An 18,674-nucleotide genomic window follows, 5' to 3' on the forward strand; every position below is an offset into this window, starting at 1 on the left:
AGGAATCGCCCAATGGTCCACCCCGCTTCGGTAAATCCGCAGTCCGGCACGGTCAAGACATTCGGTTTTCTGATCATGCCCAACTTCACCACCATCGGCCTGGCGTCGGCGGTCGAAACCCTGCGCATGGCCAACCTGGCGGCATGCCGGCCTGTTTTTCGCAGCGTACTGATCGCGGCACAAGGGGCGCCGGTCACCGCCAGCAACGGCATGCGCGTGCTGCCCGATTGCACGCTCGATGACGCGCCAGCGCTGGACGTACTGTTGGTAGTGGGCCCTAATCCCATCGAGCGCGGCCCTGCCACCGGGGCTTACCTGCGCTGGCTGCGCGAACGGGCCAACCAACGCCTGCCGATTGGGGGCATCTGCACCGGCAGTTACCTGCTCGCCAAGGCGGGGTTGCTCGACGGCTACCGCTGTACCATTCATTGGGAGGACCTGCCAACGCTGCGAGCACGCTTCCCGAACATCATATGCTCGCAGCAGCTGTTCGAACTGGACCGCGACCGTTACACCTGCTCAGGCGGTGTCGCCGCCATCGACATGATGCTGCAACTGGTGGCTCGCGAGCCGAGCGGCCAGGGCATTGCCGCCAAGGCCGCCGAACTGTTGCTGTGCGACCGTGTGCGTAGCGAGCGCGAACGTCAGCGCGTTTCGCTAAGGACCTTGCTGGGCACTGCGCAACCGCGGCTAAGCCAAGTCGTTGCAATCATGGAAGCCAACCTTGAGGAGCCTTTGGCGCCCAGCGAGCTGGCCAACCTGAACGGCATCACCGTGCGCCAGCTCGAGCGCCTGTTCAAGCACCAGCTGCAACGCACGCCCACACGCTATTACCAGGAACTGCGGTTGTCCCACGCCAGGCAGTTGCTGCTGCAAGGCGACGCGCCAGTTGGCGACGTCGCGCTGGCCTGCGGCTTCGGCTCGGCGGCGCACTTTTCCAAGGCGTACAGCCGACTGTTCGGTGTTTCGCCTTCTGCGCAGCGCCGCCTGGCAGCTTTGCGATGACAGCGCGCTTGTCGCTTATTGGCAGATGACGTTGTGCTGCGGCCCACAGGGGAACTGGGTAATGTTGTCTGCCCCCTGCTCGGTCACCACCAGGATGTCATGCTCGCGATAGCCGCCTGCCCCTGGCAGGCCCTGGGGCAGCATGATCATGGGCTCGATCGACACCACCATGCCCGGCTCCAGTACGGTGTCGATGTCCTCGCGCAACTCCAAGCCGGCCTCACGCCCGTAGTAGTGGCAAAGCACGCCGAAGGAATGGCCGTAGCCGAAGGTGCGGTATTGAAGCAGGTCGTGCTGGCGGTAGATTTCATTGAGCTCAGCGGCAATGTCGCAACAACGTACGCCTGGACGGACGAGGCTTTGGCCTGCCTCGTGCACCTGGACGTTCACCTGCCACAGGCGCAGGTACTCGTCCGAGCAATGATCGAGGAAAAGTGTGCGTTCCAATGCGGTGTAGTAGCCGCTGATCATGGGGAAGCAGTTGAGGCTGAGGATTTCACCCTTGCTCACACGACGGCTGGTCACTGGGTTGTGGGCGCCATCGGTGTTGGGCCCGGATTGGAACAGCGTCCAGGTGTCCATCAACTGGCTGTCGGGAAAGCGCCTGGCAATGTCCCGGACCATGGCCTGGGTGGCATGCATGGCTACCTCGAACTCCGGCGCCTGGTCAGCCAGCGCCTCGATCACCGCCGCGCCGCCAACATTGGCGACCTGTGCCCCCTGGCGGATCAGGGCCTGCTCTTCAGCCGACTTGATCAGGCGCAAGCGCATGCAGGCGGTGCTGATATCGACCAGCTCGGCAAGCGGGTAGCACCCCGCGAGCGCGGCATGGGTGTGTAGCGTCAGGTGGTCGCCCTCCACGCCGATGCGTCCTGCCCGCGGTAGCGCCTGGCGCAGGGCGGTGAAAAAACTGCCCTGCCGCCAGTCGGTGTAGACGATGTTGTCGGTGCCGACCGACCGGCGCCACGGCTGACCGCCGTCGATGTTGGCGCTGATCAAGACGACCTGATCAGGGGTGATCACCACGGCATAGGCGCGTCCGAACGCGCAATAGAGGTAGTCACTGTAGTAGTTGACGTTGTGATAGGAGGTCAAGACGAGTGCTTCGAGCTGCTGAGCGCTCATCAGGGCGCGCACCTCGGCATGCCGGCGGGCATATTCTTGAGCCGAGAACGTCGCCACGGCCTTCTGGCCATTGCGAATTCTGAGGGTATCGGGCATGTGCATGAGCGTGATTCCTTGGGGTTGTGAGCACGCAAATCAGGCCGGCCGCCTGAAATCATTGCAGCACGCAACCGGCAAGCACGTTTGTACCCAAGCGACTTCGAATTGGCAGCAGCACTGCCTTTCACATCTGCAGTGTCACTGGCCAGTGGCTAACGCCGCCGTTGCATCCAGGCTGCCCCCAGCCCGCTAAGGCAGATCACGCAAATCCCGATCAGGCTGAGCGTATCGGGGGTCTGACCATAGAACACCAGGCCCAGCAGGCCCGCAAAGATGATCTGGCAGTAGCTGAAGGGCGCCAACAGCGCAGGCGCTGCCAAACGGAAGGCCTGGGTCAGCAGCAAATGAGCGGTCATGCCGAAACCACCCAGCGCCAGCATCAGCAAGGCATGGTCCCAGCGCGGCGTTTCCCAGAAAAACGGCACCAGCGCACTCATGGCCAGGGTGTTGCACAGCCCTGCATAGAAGTTGCTGGTGGTCGGGCTGTCGTGCGCCGCCAGAATGCGGGTCAGCAGTTGGTAGAAGGAAAAGCCCAGCGCCGAGCCGAACGGGTACAGGATGGCGGGCGTGAACAGGGCCCCGCCTGGGTGCACGACGATCAGCACCCCGAGAAAGCCCAATACCACTGCCACCCACTGCGCTACCGTGACCCGTTCCTTGAGCAGTGGCACGGACAAGGCAGTGACCAGTACAGGTGCAAGGAAGTTGACCGCAGTTGCTTCGGCCAGCGGCAGGTACTGCAACCCAGACGTGAACAGCAGGCTGGTGCTGAGCAGGCTCAAAGCGCGCAAGGTTTGCAGCAGCGGGCGCCGGGTGCGCAACACGTTGAGGCCAGAGCGAGGCAGGAAAATGCCAGCCATCAACAGCGTGTGCACCACGTACCGCGCCCACACCACCATCACGATGGGGTACAGCCCCCCCAGGAACTTGGACAAAGCGTCGTGGCTGGCGAACATGAACGTGGCGCACACCACCAACACGATGCCACGAAGCGGTTGGTTGACGCCGGACAGCGGGGTACTGGAACTCATGGCTCTCTCGAAGTGGACGCAAAACCGCGCTGCGCCATTATGAAGCCGCGCGCACGCCCCGATTGGGCGTGGCAGCAGGATTCTAGAAGAGATACCGGGAGCGCGGAAGTTCAATCATCACCGCAGTCTCTTTTTTCTCGTGGCAACGGTTACCTGCGCCATCGTTGTCAGCCCTGCACCACGTGCTGCAGCCTGGCCCAGAGGCGTTGCACGTCCTCCCTCTCAGTGTCCAGGGCGCCGATCGACACACGTACCATCCAGCGCCCGTCTAGTACGGCGGGGGTTACATAGGCGTCACCTGATGCATTCAGACGCTCGGCCCAGGCTCGGGTGTGAGCGTCCAGCGCCTGGCCGGCCATCCCTTCAGGGCAATGCCGAAGGCACAGCGTCTGCAACGGCACTGGTGCGAGCAACTGCCAGTCGCTGGCCGCGCGCACCTGCTCGGCCAGCCACCTGGCATTGTCCATGTCCCTGCGCAGCCGGGCTTGCAAGGCCTCGACACCTTCTGCGCGCAACATGAACCATAGTTTCAACGCGCGGAACCTGCGCCCCAAGGGTATGCCCCAGTCGCGCAGGTTCTTGACCTGCCCATCGACCGAAGACTGCAAGTAACTGGGGTTGGTGCTCATCACGCGCACAAGGTGCTGGGGATCGCGCACATAATAGACCGAGCAGTCGAACGCGACCCCTAGCCATTTGTGCGCATTGACGACGACCGAATCGGCGAGCTCTATCCCATCCCACATCCAGCGGCACTCGGGCACTATCATCGCCGAGCCGGCCATGGCCGAGTCCACATGCAGCCACAGGCCATGTTGCTGGGCCAGGGCGCCGATGGCGCGCAGCGGATCGAGGGCCGTCGTGGCGGTGGTGCCACAGGTGGCGACGACCGCACACGGCCGATTGCCAGCCGCCAGGTCCTGTTCGATGGCCTGCTCCAGCGCAGTCGGACACAGCGCATAGGCTTCATCGGTCGCGATCAGGCGGATATTGTCGCGACCGAAGCCTGCCAGCAACGCCGCCTTGTCCACCGAACTGTGGGCATGGGCGCTGACGTACACGATCAGGGGCTTGTCCTGGCCCTGAAGCCCGTGACGGACCAAAGCGTAATCACTCGAGCGCTCACGGGCACAGATGAGCGCGACCAGGGTGCTGGTCGAGGCGGTGTCCTGAATCACCCCGCTCCACTGCGGCGACAGGCCGAGCATCTGGCGCAGCCAGTCCAGGGTCGTTTCTTCCAGTTCGCTCAATGCTGGGCTCGATTGCCACGACAACCCCAGTACGCCAAGCCCGGTACTCAGGAAGTCCCCCAGCACGGAGGACAACGTCCCGTTCGAGGGAAAATAACCGTAGAAATCCGGGTGCTGCCAATGGGACAGGCCCGGCATGATCAACTCATCCACGTCCTTGATAATCGCGTCGAAGGGCTCGCCCTGTTGCGGCGCGGCCGGCGGCAGGGCCGCCTTCAGGTAACCGGGCTCGACCTGGGCCATGACCGGACGCTGATGCACGGTCTGGCGGTAATCGGCGATCAGGTCGATCAGTTGATGGCCATACTGGCGAAACTCTTCGGGGGTCATGCACGTGCTCCTGTGGTGGGCGCCTCACCGCCTGATGGCGGTCAATGCGCGCCGGCGGCTGGCAGAGAGCAGTGTAGAGCGCGTCGCCTGCGCGAAGAACCGCGCCTTGCGCATAGCTGCTATGGCAAATGCGCAAGGCCGCCCTGTACACCGAATTGCGATTGGCGCCACAGCTCGAACACCCGGTTTCGAAACCAGCGATGCTCGGCCGATGCCTGCAGGCGTTGGTGCCACACCACCCAATAACGCTGACTGTGCTCGACGAACCCCAATGGTCGCCAGGCCAGCGGATGCAGGCGGCACAATTGGCGGGCGATGTGTTCGGGTACGGTAGCCACTGCCTGGCTGGTGGCGACCACCTTTACCGTGGCGCAAAAAAACGGCACTTGCAGGCTGATGCGCCGTTGCAGGCCCTGTGCACGCAGGTGCTGGTCAATGAAGCTGTCCTTGTCCCCGCCCCCGGAGATCCGTACATGCCTGCACGCCAGGTAATCGCTTTGCGAAACCCACCCATGGACAGTCAAGGGGTGGTCCTGCGCCATCAGGCACACCGCCCGATCCTCGCCGAGCAGACGCCCGTGCACATTGGGCGGCGATTCGTCGAACAGGGTGGTGGCAAGGTCGATCTCGCCACTGGCGAGCAAGTCATACTGCCCGGCTTGCCAGGTGCGGTACTCCAGGCTGATGCCTGGCGCTTCCTGCTCCAGCGTCGTCACCAGCAAAGGCAGCATATGCTCGGCGACATAATCGGAAGCAGCCAGGCAAAAGCGGCGTTGGCAGCGGGCAGGCTCGAATACGGCAGGCTGACGAAGTGCCTGCACCTCGTCCAACACCTGGCGCAAGGGCTCGCGTAGCGTCTGGGCATGCTCGCTCAGTACGTAGCCCCGGCCTTGGCGGACCAGCAGCGGATCGTCGAAGGCCTCGCGAAGTTGAGCCAGTTGACGGCTCAAGGCCGACTGGCTCATGCCCAGGCGCTCAGCCGCCCGACTGAGGTTCTTCACCTGCAGCAGGTGGTCGAGCGCACGCAGGTGCGCAAGGCTGAGCGTGGCAAAGGCAGGATTCACGGCAGCTCCAGCTCGGGGCACGCCCCGGTGCAGCGCTGCCCCGCCATCACCTGTACAACACGCCTGGCAATGGGCAGCATCGGCAAAGGGGGCTCGAGCTTACTGCGTCAAGCCAACGTAGACGTTCTGGACGTCATCGTTTTCGTCGATGGCTTCAAGAAACGCCTCGACTTCGGCCAGGGCTTCGGCGCTCAGGCTCGAAGCGCTCACCGGGTTTTTCGGGGTGTAGCCGATCTTGGCCGACGTGACGGTGAAACCGTGCACCGGCAGGGCCTTCTGCACAGCGTCCAGGTCGGTGGTATCAGTGATGAACAGGGTAGACCCCTCCTCTTCTCCTTCTTCGAAGTCCTGAGCCCCGGCTTCGATTGCAGCCATCTCAGGATCAGCGTCACCGTTGGGGGTGGCTTCGATCAGGCCGACATGATTGAAGTCCCAGGAGACCGAGCCGCTGGCCCCTAGCTGACCCTTGCGGAACAACACGCGAATTTGCGCCACTGTGCGGTTGACGTTGTCAGTCAGGCATTCAACGATCAGCGGAACCTGATGCGGGGCAAAGCCTTCGTAGCTGACAGCCGCATACTGCACGGCATCGCCATCCAGGCCGGCACCCTTGCGAATGGCTCGCTCCAGGGTTTCGCGAGTCATCGAGGCCTTCTTGGCCTGTTCGATGGCCAGGCGCAAGCGCGGGTTCATGTCCGGGTCGGCGCCGGATTTGGCGGCAATCTGGATTTCCTTGGACAGCTTGCCCATGACCTTGCCCTTGGCATTGGCCGCGGCTTCTTTATGTTTGGCTTTCCACTGTGCGCCCATGTCGACTCTCTTGTTTCAACGGCCGGTTCAGGAAGCGACCGGCACAAAAAGTGGGAGCAGTTTATACGCCTATGGGGAAGGATCGACAACCGTCTGCGCTGCACCGACACCTCACCCGACGACTTAACGGGTGGCAACCACGAATAAGCGCGGAAACGCCAGCAGCACCTTGCCGTCGGACGCTGGCGGGTAGGCGCTTTGCATGGCCTGCAGGTACATCTGCAGGAAGTCTTCCTGCTCCTGCGGCTGCAGCCGCGCCAGGTAAGGCCGCAAGGCCGAACCCTTGAACCACTGCACCACGCCCTCAGCGCCGTCGACCAACGGGTGGTGGTAGGTGGTGCGCCACACCTCGACGCGGGCGCACAGCGGGCTCAACAGGTCGTAGTAGAACGCCGCGCCATGGCGCGGCGGCAACGTGAAGTCGTCGAACTTGGCCGCCCACGGGCCCCGGCGGGCGATCTCGCGCAACGCGGTGTGCGCGGGCTCCTCCAGGTTATCGGGCGTCTGCACCGCAAGGCTCGCCCCTTCGCTGAGCTGACGCACCAGGTGCGGGTAGAGCTGCCCGTGGTCGGGCACCCACTGCAACGAGGCGTTGGCCAGGATCAGGTCCTGGGGCTCAGGGGCGGACCAGCCTGCGATGTCCGCCGTGACCATGTGCACGCGCGGGATGCACAGCCGCTTGCGCGCTCGGGCCTTCTCGATCATGTCTGGGTCGCTGTCCAGCGCGGTCACCTGCGCGTCGGGACAACGTTGCAGCAGGACCTCGGTGGAATTGCCCGGCCCGCAGCCCAGGTCGGTCGCGTGTCGCACCGGGCGCGGCGGCACGGCCCCCAGCAGATCGCGCACCGCCCGGGTGCGTTCGTCTTCGAACAAGGAATACTGGGTTGCAGACCAGGACATGGCGACGTTCTCCGATGAGCGATGCTCTGAAGCATATGCCATCTGTCGCCCAAAACGCGAAGCGGCCGGCCCCTTTGAGGGAGCCGGCCGCTTCGCAAAACCAATGAGCTTTAGTGTCGAGGCGCGCTGCGCATCTGGTGCACAACCCCCATCGCCACCACCAGCGCCGCCGCGATGCCGGTGGAGATCACCAGGATCTGGTAGTCAGGCATGAACGCCATGGTCACCAGGGCTGCCACGATGAAGGCGATCACCAGGTAGGTCAGCCACGGGAACAGCCACATCTTCAGGCGCACTTCCTTGCCTTCGGCAATCAGCTTGCGGCGCATGCGCAGCTGGGAGAACGCGATCACCAGGTACACCAGCAGGGCAATCATGCCCGTGGTGTTCATCAGCGTGTCGAGTACGTCCTTGGGGCGCAGGGTCTCGCTGAAGTTGATCAGCGCACACACCACCGCCACCGCGCACGAGCCCATTATCGCGTACACCGGCACGCCAGTGCCGGCACGGGTGATCTTGAAGAACGACGGCGCGTCGCCACGCTGAGCCAGGGAGAACAGCATGCGCGAGGCGGTGTAGTGGCCGGAGATCAGGCAACTGCTCACCGAGGTCAGCACCACGAAGTTCATCAGCAACTCGGCGTAAGGCACGCCCAGCAGCTCAAGGGTACGACGATAGGCGCCGTAGCCGGAGACGCCCAGGTGCGGGTCATTCCACGGCACCAGGCAAACGATCAGGAAGATCGAGCCTACGTAGAACAGGCACACGCGCCATACCACCGAGTTGGTGGCCTTGACGATCTGCGCAGCCGGGTCCTTGGCCTCGGAGGCCGCAATGGTCACGATCTCGGCGCCAAGGAATGCGAACATCACCCCCAGCAAGGCTCCGATGACCGTGGTGATGCCATTGGGCATGAACCCTTCGACGGTGAGGTGGGTAATGCCCCGCACCTCGCCGAATTGCCAGATGTTGAGCACCGCTGCGGTACAGACGATCAGGAAGCAGACGATCGCGATGACCTTGATCAGCGCGAACCAGAACTCGAACTCCCCGTAATGCTTGACGTTGAAGAAGTTGACCGTGATCAGCAGCAACGTCGTGGCCAGCACGAACACGTTGACACTGACGTCCGGGAAGAACCCGTGCAGGATCTTGCCGGCTACGTAGGCTTCCCAGGCCATGAGAATGACCCAGTACCACCAGTACAGCCAGCCGATGGTGAAGCCAGCCCAGCGCCCAATGGCGCGGTCGGCATAGGTGGAAAACGAGCCCGTGTCGGGTGAAGACGTTGCCATTTCGCCAAGCATGCGCATGATCAGCACCACGAGGATGCCGCCTGCCAGGTAGGCCAGCACCGCGGCCGGCCCGGCGCTGTGGATCACGCTGCCGGATCCTACGAACAAGGCGCCGCCGATGACCCCGGCGATGGACATCATCGTCAGGTGGCGCGACTTCAGCGAGGCACTGAGCTTGCTCTCGTGCCCGCCGTTCGCGGTGGTGGTTGTGGATGTTGCGTCCATCAGTTGTGTACCCCGTGCTTCTTTTTATCCAAGGAAAACCGTGAAACCCCGATGGCTGGCGGTTTCACCTGTACATCAGTGCTAATGCGCGCAGGAGGTGTGAACGAACACACGCAGGCCATCCATGGCGGCCTGCTGACGCGCCCCAGGGCTGAGGCCTGGAGCGAACTGAACATGCTTTGTGTGGCGATATCCGACACCTAATGTAAAAATGTCCATCGCAGAGAGCCATGCACAGTGGCATGAAACTCGCACTGCACTGTACAGGTCGCCAACCCTATACACCGGGCCAGCACCTGGCGTTACACACCTGAAGGTCCCCCATGCTGCAATTGAATCCAGACGCTTCCACACCGTTGGTCAACCAGATCATCGACGGCCTGCGCACCCTGATCGACACCCAGACGCTCAAGCCTGGCGCCAAGGTGCCGTCGATCCGCGCCTTCGCCGCCACCTACTCGGTCAGCACGTTCACCGTGGTGGAAGCCTACGATCGCCTGGTCGCCCAAGGGCTGCTGGTGAGCCGCGGCAACGCTGGCTTTTTCGTCAATCGGGCTGCCGCTGAGCTGTTGGACACGCACACGGCAGACCCTGACGCAAGCCGACCAACGTTCAACACCGAGTGGTACCTGCAGCAGATCTTCGAAACCCGGCAGTTGCCGTTCAAGCCAGGCTGCGGTTGGCTGCCCAACGACTGGATGTACGAAGACGGCTTGCGCCGAGGGCTGCGGCAGGTGGCTGGCAGCCCGCTGGAACTGTCCGGTTACGGCGATCCCATGGGGTTGCCAGAGCTGCGCGCGTTGACGGCGCAGAACCTGCAGCAGGATCTGTCGATCGTCGCCAATCCCGCTCAGCTGATGTTGACCCACGGCGCCAGCCAGGCCCTGGACCTGGCCGTGCGTACGCTGGTCCGCCCCGGTGACGTGGTGCTGGTGGACGACCCTGGCTACCCCAACCTGATGAGCATCCTGCGTACCCAAGGCGCAACGCTGCTGGGGGTGGCGCGCACGCCCAATGGCTACGACCTCAATCAGCTGGAGCAGTTGCTGGCGCAACACCGGCCCACGGCCTTCTTCACCCAGCCTCACCTGCACAGCCCAACGTGCTCGCGCACACCGCTGCCGCAGTTGCACCGCCTGCTGCAACTGGCCAGCCAGCATGGCTTGCGGCTGGTCGAAAACAACCTGTACGCCGACATGATCGCCGAACCGCAACCCTGCCTCGCCAGCCTTGACCACTTGCAGCAGGTGGTCTACGTGGGCAGTTACTCGAAAAGCATCTCACCCAATGTGCGGGTGGGCTACCTGCTGGCCAATCCGGAACTGGCGCAACAACTGGTACACCTGAAAATGCGCTCGGGCCTGACCACCTCGCAGGTCATGGAGCGGGTCGTCTACGCCGCCATCATCGACGGTCGCTGGCGCAAGCACCTCAAGCGCCTGCGTCAACGCCTGGCCGAGGCGCATCAACGGGTGGGTGCGCATCTGCACCGACTAGGCTTCGAGCTGTTCACGGAATCGGACGAGGGGATGTACATCTGGACCCGCCATCCCTCGATCCCCGACAGCGCGCTGTTGCTCGATGACGCGCTCGAAAAAGGCATCATGCTCGGCCCTGGTCAGCTGTTCATGGTGGACGCCAGGGCAACGGGCTGGATGCGTTTCAACGTGGCGTTCAGCCTTGACCCGGTCATGTGGGAACTGCTGGAAAAGGTATTTGCCAGGCATGCCAGGCGATTGGATCAGTGAGTTTGGAATTGCTGGGGCGCCCTAGGTTCGCCTCTGAAGGATCCGCGGCCCCGTGGAGGAGCGACCGCGCCGGGCCCCCGGCGAGCTGAAAAACTTGGGGCCGGTCCGGCGCCCCGGCTAGGCCGGTCCTACACGAGACCGCGTAGACCCTCGGATTCGCGCTGTGGCACGTCGTCCTGCGTCTTACACGTGATGCACGACTGCCCCACCCACCGCAAGCCCGCTCAGGCCTTGACGCCATACGGTGCTGCCGCCAGCCGGCACACCCTTCGCAGCGAACACCTTTCGCAAGACCCCGCCAATCGGTGAGGCCTGAAGGCCCAGGCTGGTCAGGCACTGTTCGACGCTCTGCAAATGGGCTTCCAACCGCTGGCGCACCTGCATCTCGCCACACATGGCCAGCAGGGTCGACTTGCCTTGGTCCAACCCCATGCTCTTGCCGCTCTCAGGGTCACGGTCATGCAAATCATCGTGCAATTGAAACGCTTGCCCCAATTCCCCCGCCAACTGCTGCAAGGTGCCCTGCTGGGTTTCGCCAGCCCCCGCCAACCGGCCGGCCATACCCAGCAAGGCCGAGAACAAGGCCCCGGTCTTGAGTTGATTGGTCTCGGCAATTTCAGCCGCCGTGCGCGGCCGTGCACCGTCGCGCAGATCCTGCAACTGCCCCTTGACCAGCCCATCGGCACCGATTGCCGAGGTGAGGGTCACGACCAGGTCGCTGCGCACATCCGGCCCGACCGTCTGCAACCCCGCCACAACCCCGAATGCACGGGAGAGCAAGGCAATGGCCGTCAACACTGCCACATCTTCCCCAAACGCCAGGTGCAAGGTAGGGCGACCGCGGCGCAAGGCGGCGTTGTCCATACAGGGGAGGTCGTCCAGTACAAGGGAGGCTGCATGAACCATCTCCACGGCGCAGCCAAGGTCGAGCGCGGCGTGTGGGCACGCGCCCAGGCCTTGTGCCGTGAAGAGTAACAGCAAGGGCCGCAAGCGCTTGCCTGGCGCCAGGGTGCAGTCGCGCATGGCCGCAACCACTAGGTCACGCTCGTGACCTGCCGATGGCAGCAATGCCGCCAGCCGGGCTTCTACGGCCGCATGTGCGACGGCCAGTGGCTGATCGTGATCAGCGCCAGCGCTGTGCGGGGGGGCGATGGTCGTCATCCTTGCCTCTCGATGTGGGCGGCCCATTGACCGTAGATGAAAAAGGAACGACTGATAGGCGCCGTTGCCTGATGCTTTGCTTTTTATGAGCTTAGCTATACAAAACGGGTAGTGTTGTACAACTTGTCTGTCCTAAGCACACAGACCGCACGTACCTCAGGATGATTCCCTGGCAGTGGAGCCGGCATGAACAAAAGCCCGTTGAGTCAACGCAAGGATGATCACCTCGATATCGTTCTGGCCGCCGGCACCATCTCGCATGGGGTCGATGCTGGCTGGTCGGCGCTGCGTTTCGAACATTGTGCACTGCCTGAGATGGCCCTGGAAGACGTCAACCTGGGTACCGAGCTGTTCGGCATGGCACTGCGCGCACCACTGCTGATCAGTTCGATGACCGGCGGTGCTGAGCGCGCACGGTTCATCAACCAGCACCTGGCCGAAGCTGCGCAGGCTTTGGGCCTGGCCATGGGCGTGGGTTCGCAGCGAGTTAGCTTGCGCAGCGGCCAGGACCAGGGGCTGACCACGGAGCTGAGAAGGCTCGCACCCGACGTCCCGCTCCTGGCAAACCTGGGCGCCGCCCAGTTACGCGAGGCTGATGGTGTAGACCTTGCCCGCCGTGCGGTCGATACACTCGATGCCAGCGCCCTGATCATTCATCTCAACCCCTTGCAGGAAGCCGTTCAGCCCGAGGGGGACCGCAACTGGAACGGGGTGCTCGCCTGCATCGAGCACGTCGCCGGGCAGCTTCACGCGCCCATCATCGTCAAGGAAGTAGGCGCCGGTATCTCCCCAGGCGTGGCCCGGCAATTGTACGACGCTGGCGTGTCCATGATCGATGTGGCCGGCGCCGGCGGCACGAGCTGGGCCGCTGTCGAGGCGGAGCGCGCCAATGACCCTGCTGAGCGTGCGGTGGCAATGGCCTTCAGCGGCTGGGGCATTCCGACCGCCCAGAGCCTGCTTGCCGTGCGCCGAGCCGTGCCCACGGTTGGCCTGATCGCCTCGGGTGGGGTGCGCGATGGGGTGGACGCGGCCAAGGCCATCCGCCTGGGGGCAGACTTGGTGGGCCAGGCTGCCGGCGTGCTGACCTCTGCGATGACGTCTACCGAAGCGGTGGTCTCACATTTCGACGTGATCATCCGGCAACTGCGTATCGCCTGCTTCTGCACCGGCTCCGCCACGCTGGCGCACTTGCGCCGGGCCCGACTGGTCAATGCCCAGCTCGACCCCAAATGAGCCACTTCGCCCTGGTCGCCCCACCCTACCCCAGCCATTTTGCAGCCATGCAGGCGCTGGGCGGCGAGTTGGTCGAACGCGGCCATCAGGTCAGTTTCTTTCACCAGCCCGAAGCCGAACGCTGGCTGAGTGACTCGCGGCTGGGCTTCGTCGCCATTGGCCATGCCGAGTGCCCGCCGGGCAGCCTTGACCTCGCCATGCGTCGCGTGGCCGACCCCGCCGGGCCGCTGCGTCTGCGTCGCTTGATCAAGCAGTTGGCGCACACCACCGGCATGCTGATCAGCAACCTGCCGCAGGCCCTTAGGGACCATCGGGTCGACGCGATGATCTGCGACCAGATGGAACCCGCAGGCGGCTTGGTGGCCGAGGCTTGCAACCTGCCGTTCTTTTCGGTGGCCTGCGCGTTGCCGATCAATCGCGAACCGGGCTTGCCATTGCCCGTGATGCCCTTCGGGCTCGGCTTGGATGCGCGCCTCTACGAAGGCAGTGCTCAAGTCCATGACTGGCTCATGCGCCCGCTGCACGACACCTTAGTGCAGGCGTGTCATCGCCACGGGCTGCCACCGCGCAGCGGTGCCCATGAGTTTCTCTCGCCGCTGGCCCAGTTGAGCCAGACACCTCTGCATCTGGATTTCCCAAGAGCGGATCTACCCAAGCACTTTCACGCCGTCGGCCCTTTACGCAGCACGCCCTCCCAGGCGAGCCCCAACTGGTCTTTCGAATCCGGCAAGCCTTTGGTATTCGCAAGCCTGGGAACGCTGCAGGGCCACCGGTTCGATCTGTTTGCACGGATTGCCAGGGCTTGCCGGGGCCTGGATGCCCAGTTGCTGGTAGCTCACTGCGGTGGGTTGGACGCGCATCAGCAGGCACGGCTACGCCAGATCGGTGCCACCGTCGTGACCGACTTCGCCCCCCAGCACTGGGCTGTGCGACGAGCCAATGTGGTGATCAGCCATGGCGGCTTGAACACGGTGCTCGATACCGTGTGCGCCGGCACAGCGCTGCTGGTCATGCCCATTGCATTCGATCAGCCCGGCGTGGCCGCACGGGTGCGCCATCACCGCTTGGGCCGGGTGCTCTCCAAACGTGCCAGCGCATCGGCCATTGGCCAAGCGTTGCGTCAGCTGCTTGATGAGGCTGCACCACGTGATGCGGCGCTTGAAGCCGAGCTTGCCACCTGCGGTGGCGTACAGCGCGCTGCCAGCCTCATCGAAGCCGCTCTGCGCAGTGGCCAGCCCAGCATTTCGGAGAATGTACCGTGCCCTATGACCTGATCCTGGTAGGTGGGGGGTTGGCCAACGGCCTGATCGCCTGGCGACTGCAGCAGCTGCGCCCGCAATGGCGCGTGTTGTGCCTGGAGCAAGGGCCGGTCCTGGGCGGCAACCATACGTGGTCCTTCCACGACGCCGACCTTACTGCCGAGCAACTGCGCTGGCTCGCCCCGCTGGTGGAGCAGCGCTGGCCTGCGTACCACGTGCACTTCCCGGCTTTTTCCAGGCGCATGGAAGGCGGCTATGCGAGCATTACCAGCGAGCGTTTCGCGCAGGTGATCACCCCAGCCCTCGGCCCGAGCTTGCGCACCGACTGCGCGGTCGCCGAAGTGGGTGCCAGCCATGTCACGCTCGCCAGTGGCGAAACCTTGCACGCCGCGGTGGTGATCGATGGCCGGGGCATGCAGCACAGCCCTCACCGGGTCCTCGGCCAGCAGGCGTTCCTCGGGCAGGTCGTACGTCTGACGGCCCCCCATGGCTTGGTCGCACCGATTCTGATGGACGCACGCGTACCTCAAGGCGAGGGCTATCGCTTCGTCTATGTCCTGCCGTTCACGGCTGACACCTTGCTGGTGGAGGACACCCATTACGTCGACAGCCAGGCGCCCGCCGCGCAGCAGCTGCGCCAGCACATCGAGTGCTACCTGCAGCAGCGCGGCTGGCACGTCGCCGAGTGCCTGCGTGAAGAACAGGGCGTATTGCCGATTACCCTGGTCGACGACTTTCCTGCCTGGTGGAACGAACAGCACGGGCCGCTCGCCGTTGGCCTGCGGGCCGGATTGTTTCACTGCACCACGGGTTATTCCCTGCCCGATGCCGTGCGCCTGGCCGACTGGTTGTCAACGCAAGCGCTGGAGGACACGGCGTCGCTCAAGCCCGCGTTGGGCGCCTACCTGCATCGACGCTGGCGTGAGCAAGGGTTCTATCGCCTGCTCAACCGAATGCTGTTTCTGGCCGGCCGGCCGAACCGTCGCTGGCAGGTGATGCAGCGCTTTTATCGATTGCCTGAGGGGCTGATCGCCCGTTTCTACGCAGGCCAGAGTACGCTGCGTGATCGCCTGCGGATCCTGTGCGGCAAACCGCCTGTGCCCGTCGGCGAGGCCATGAAGGCTGCCTTGCGACACTCCCCTGCCCATTTCAAGGATTATCCATGAGCAACGAACGATCCGCCCTGGTCATCGGCGCAGGCCTTGGCGGCCTGGCCCTAGCCATCCGCCTGCAGGCCGCGGGTATCCCCACGACCTTGCTCGAGGCGCGCGACAAACCAGGTGGCCGCGCTTACGTCTATCACGACCAAGGCTTTACCTTCGACGCAGGCCCCACGGTGATCACCGACCCGAGCGCCATCGAAGCCCTGTTCACCCTCGCCGGCCGGCCCATGCATGAGTACGTGGAATTGCTGCCGGTAACGCCTTTCTACCGCCTGTGCTGGGAGGATGGCCGGGCATTCGACTATGGCAATGACCAAGCCGACCTGGAGCGCCAGATCGAGGCCTTCGAGCCCAAGGACGTGGAAGGCTATCGACAGTTCCTGGCCTATTCCAAGGCCGTGTTGCAGGAAGGCTATATCAAGCTTGGCGCAGTGCCCTTCCTGTCTTTTCGCGACATGCTGCATGCCGGCCCGCAGTTGGCTCGCCTGCAAGCCTGGCGCAGCGTCTACAGCATGGTGGCGCGGTTCATCAAAGATGACCAACTGCGCCAGGCGTTCTCGTTCCACGCCTTGCTGGTCGGGGGTAATCCCTTCGCCACGTCCTCGATCTACACGCTGATCCATGCGCTGGAGCGCACCTGGGGTGTCTGGTTCCCCAAAGGCGGCACGGGCGCGCTGGTGCAGGGCATGGCCAAGGTGTTCACCGACCTGGGCGGCACCCTGGAGCTCAATGCCGAGGTGGCCGCGTTCGAAACCCAAGGCAGCCGCGTGACCGGCGTGCGCACCCAGGACGGGCGGCGCTGGCGGGCAGACGCAGTCGCCTCGAATGCCGATGTGGTGCACACCTACTCCGACCTGCTGGCCGAACACCCTCGCGGTGAACAGGAAGGCAAGCGGCTCAAGGGCAAGCGCTTTAGCAACTCGCTGTTCGTGGTGCACTTCGGGCTCAAGCGCACGCAGCCGCAACTGCGTCATCACACGGTGTGCTTTGGCCCGCGCTACCGGGAGCTGATTGACGAAATCTTCAACGGTCACGAGCTTGCCGAAGACTTTTCACTCTACCTGCATACCCCCTGCGCCACCGACCCTAGCCTGGCCCCGGAAGGATGCTCGAGCCACTACGTATTGGCGCCCGTACCGCACATGGGCAACGCGGCCATCGACTGGGAGGTGGAAGGGCCACGGTTCCGGGACAAGATTCTCGACTACCTGGAACGTCACTACATTCCAGGCCTGCGCGAGGACTTGGTCACCTGCCGCACCTTCACGCCGCTGGACTTCCGCGAAGAACTTAATGCCCACCTGGGGTCGGCGTTCTCTCTGGAACCCATCCTGACCCAGAGCGCCTGGTTCCGCCCGCACAACCGTGACAGCGAAGTGAGCAATCTGTACCTGGTGGGGGCAGGCACGCACCCAGGGGCCGGTGTGCCAGGCGTGATCGCCTCGGCCAAGGCCACCGCAGGCCTAATGCTCGAGGACCTGGGCGCATGACCGCACCGAACCACGACCAGTTGCTTGCCCATGCCGAACACAGCATTGCCGTGGGTTCGAAAAGCTTTGCCGCAGCAGCCCGGCTGTTCGATGCCCATACCCGGCGCAGCGCTGTGCTGTTGTATGCCTGGTGCCGCCATTGCGATGACGTGATCGATGGTCAGCAAGCCGGGCATGAGGCGGTGGTCATCAGCCAGGAAGAAGCGCAGGTGCGCCTGTTGGATCTGCAGCGTCAGACGGAGGCCGCCTGCGCGGACTTGCCCGTGAACCAGCCGGCCTTCGCCGCACTGCGCGAAGTGGCCAGGCGCCACGGCATTCCCCGCGCCGAAGCCTTCGACTTGCTCGAAGGCTTCGCCCAGGACGTGTCCGCCTGCCGCTACCAGACCCTGGATGAGGTCATGGTCTACTGCTATCACGTAGCAGGTGTGGTGGGCCTGATGATGGCCAGGGTCATGGGTGTTCAAGATGCCCGCGTGCTGGACCGGGCCTGCGACCTGGGCCTGGCCATGCAGCTGACTAACATCGCCCGGGACATCGTCGATGATGCCAAGGTCGGGCGCTGCTACTTGCCTCAGGCTTGGCTGTCGGAATTCGACCTCAGTGCAGACGACCTGGCCGATGTGCGTCATCGCGCAGCCGTCGCTACCTTGGCCAGGCGCCTGGTCGCCCACGCCGAACCCTACTACGCCAGCGCCCAGGCCGGGCTGCAGGCCTTGCCGCTTCGCTCGGCGTGGGCAGTGGCCACGGCAGGCCAGGTTTACCGGCGCATCGGCCTGAAGGTCGACAGCGCCGGGGTCGACGCCTGGGACGGCCGGCTGTCTACGTCAAAACTCGAAAAGGTCGGTGCCTTGGTCACGGGGTTTTGGCAGGCGCTGAGCTGTCGGCTGCATCGCCACCCTCAGCGCCCAGCTCGCCTGTGGCAGCGCCCTTCGCCCGCAGCGGCCCCCCATGCAGCGCCCGAAGTTGCCGACGCAGCCGTTCGATAGTGGGTACGTACAGAAAACCGAACGACACACAGCCTTCGCGCCCCTGCACGGCATGATGAAGCCGATGTGCCTGGTACAGGCGCTTGAAGTAACCTTTGCGCGGGACCACTTTGAAAGGCCAGCGCCGGTGGACCAGGCCGTCGTGGGCAACGAAATACAGGACACCGTAGGCCGTCATGCCTGCGCCTACCCATTGCAACGGGTACCAGCCGGCATTGCCCAGGGCGATGAGAATGATCGCCAGCACGGCGAACACCGCGGCGTAGAGATCGTTCTTCTCGAAGATCCCCGTGCGTGGCTCATGGTGCGAGCGGTGCCAGCCCCAGCCGAAGCCGTGCATGATGTACTTGTGAGCAAACCAGGCCACGCCTTCCATGGCGGCCAGGGTGCCGAAAAAGGTGAGTAACGTCAGGGTCATGCGCAGGCTATCCAGGCAAGAGGGAACATGGGGGCAGTCCTTTGGTGCGTCGGGGCCCGGTGGGTACAGCATGATCTACCCA

At 63.9% G+C, this 18,674-nt stretch carries 15 protein-coding genes and 1 pseudogene; 7 read left to right on the forward strand and 9 right to left on the reverse strand.

Going from position 1 to position 18,674, the window contains the following annotated elements:
* The first annotated feature begins 12 nt into the window (after positions 1 to 12).
* Positions 13 to 1,005 (forward strand): GlxA family transcriptional regulator, encoded by a 993-nt coding sequence (locus MOP87_RS11390; RefSeq protein WP_132578694.1) that lies wholly within the window; start codon positions 13 to 15, stop codon positions 1,003 to 1,005.
* Positions 1,006 to 1,020: 15 nt separating this feature from the next.
* On the opposite strand, the gene MOP87_RS11395 is transcribed toward MOP87_RS11390, so the two are convergent.
* The 7 genes from MOP87_RS11395 to MOP87_RS11425 all read right to left on the reverse strand — a co-directional run bounded on the left by MOP87_RS11395 (position 1,021) and on the right by MOP87_RS11425 (position 9,134).
* Complete coding sequence (locus MOP87_RS11395) at positions 1,021 to 2,232, reverse strand: M24 family metallopeptidase (protein ID WP_242809511.1); 1,212 nt, start codon at positions 2,230 to 2,232, stop codon at positions 1,021 to 1,023.
* 149 nt (positions 2,233 to 2,381) lie between these two features.
* The gene (locus MOP87_RS11400) at positions 2,382 to 3,260 is read right to left on the reverse strand and encodes a DMT family transporter (protein WP_023535082.1); all 879 of its coding nucleotides are present in this window, start codon (positions 3,258 to 3,260) and stop codon (positions 2,382 to 2,384) included.
* Between the two features lie 167 nt (positions 3,261 to 3,427).
* A complete protein-coding gene (locus MOP87_RS11405) occupies positions 3,428 to 4,840 on the reverse strand; it encodes a DOPA decarboxylase (protein WP_125922282.1) in 1,413 nt (470 codons plus the stop codon).
* A 119-nt stretch (positions 4,841 to 4,959) separates the two neighbouring features.
* Positions 4,960 to 5,904 carry a LysR family transcriptional regulator gene (locus tag MOP87_RS11410; protein ID WP_027914810.1) on the reverse strand — a complete coding sequence of 315 codons (945 nt, stop codon included), beginning with the start codon at positions 5,902 to 5,904 and terminating at the stop codon, positions 4,960 to 4,962.
* A 99-nt stretch (positions 5,905 to 6,003) separates the two neighbouring features.
* A complete protein-coding gene (locus tag MOP87_RS11415; RefSeq protein WP_023535102.1) occupies positions 6,004 to 6,714 on the reverse strand; it encodes a YebC/PmpR family DNA-binding transcriptional regulator in 711 nt (236 codons plus the stop codon).
* Between the two features lie 123 nt (positions 6,715 to 6,837).
* Entirely contained in the window at positions 6,838 to 7,614 is a 777-nt protein-coding gene (gene tam / locus MOP87_RS11420; protein ID WP_027914809.1) for a trans-aconitate 2-methyltransferase, read from the reverse strand.
* Positions 7,615 to 7,724: 110 nt separating this feature from the next.
* Positions 7,725 to 9,134, reverse strand: a complete 1,410-nt coding sequence (locus tag MOP87_RS11425; protein WP_242809513.1) for an amino acid permease — start codon at positions 9,132 to 9,134, stop codon at positions 7,725 to 7,727.
* A 323-nt stretch (positions 9,135 to 9,457) separates the two neighbouring features.
* Here MOP87_RS11425 and MOP87_RS11430 point away from each other — a divergent pair, with 323 nt between their 5' ends.
* The gene (locus MOP87_RS11430) at positions 9,458 to 10,882 is read left to right on the forward strand and encodes a PLP-dependent aminotransferase family protein (protein ID WP_027914807.1); all 1,425 of its coding nucleotides are present in this window, start codon (positions 9,458 to 9,460) and stop codon (positions 10,880 to 10,882) included.
* 183 nt (positions 10,883 to 11,065) lie between these two features.
* On the opposite strand, the gene MOP87_RS11435 is transcribed toward MOP87_RS11430, so the two are convergent.
* Entirely contained in the window at positions 11,066 to 12,043 is a 978-nt protein-coding gene (locus MOP87_RS11435) for a polyprenyl synthetase family protein (protein WP_145280067.1), read from the reverse strand.
* 186 nt (positions 12,044 to 12,229) lie between these two features.
* On the opposite strand from MOP87_RS11435, the gene fni reads away from it, so the two are divergent.
* The 5 genes and pseudogenes from fni to MOP87_RS11460 form a co-directional block, all read left to right on the forward strand.
* Complete coding sequence (gene fni, locus MOP87_RS11440; protein ID WP_197873872.1) at positions 12,230 to 13,276, forward strand: type 2 isopentenyl-diphosphate Delta-isomerase; 1,047 nt, start codon at positions 12,230 to 12,232, stop codon at positions 13,274 to 13,276.
* The gene (locus MOP87_RS11445; protein WP_197873873.1) at positions 13,273 to 14,550 is read left to right on the forward strand and encodes a glycosyltransferase; all 1,278 of its coding nucleotides are present in this window, start codon (positions 13,273 to 13,275) and stop codon (positions 14,548 to 14,550) included. Before fni ends, MOP87_RS11445 begins: the two co-directional genes overlap by 4 nt.
* Positions 14,535 to 15,701 (forward strand): lycopene beta-cyclase CrtY, encoded by a 1,167-nt coding sequence (gene crtY, locus MOP87_RS11450; protein WP_027914804.1) that lies wholly within the window; start codon positions 14,535 to 14,537, stop codon positions 15,699 to 15,701. The genes MOP87_RS11445 and crtY overlap by 16 nt, the downstream gene beginning before the upstream one ends.
* Complete coding sequence (locus MOP87_RS11455; protein WP_242809515.1) at positions 15,698 to 17,188, forward strand: phytoene desaturase; 1,491 nt, start codon at positions 15,698 to 15,700, stop codon at positions 17,186 to 17,188. The genes crtY and MOP87_RS11455 overlap by 4 nt, the downstream gene beginning before the upstream one ends.
* A pseudogene (locus tag MOP87_RS11460) lies at positions 17,185 to 18,117 on the forward strand (phytoene/squalene synthase family protein); the annotation flags it as partial. The gene MOP87_RS11455 and the pseudogene MOP87_RS11460, both read left to right, overlap by 4 nt.
* On the opposite strand, the gene MOP87_RS11465 reads toward MOP87_RS11460, so the two are convergent.
* Positions 18,041 to 18,592: a sterol desaturase family protein gene (locus MOP87_RS11465; RefSeq protein ID WP_080992844.1), complete on the reverse strand. Its 552-nt coding sequence runs from the start codon at positions 18,590 to 18,592 to the stop codon at positions 18,041 to 18,043. The pseudogene MOP87_RS11460 and the gene MOP87_RS11465 sit on opposite strands and share 77 nt — an antisense overlap.
* Positions 18,593 to 18,674 lie beyond the last annotated feature (82 nt).

Source organism: Pseudomonas sp. I3-I5, assembly GCF_022699445.1.
Taxonomy (GTDB): domain Bacteria; phylum Pseudomonadota; class Gammaproteobacteria; order Pseudomonadales; family Pseudomonadaceae; genus Aquipseudomonas; species Aquipseudomonas fulva.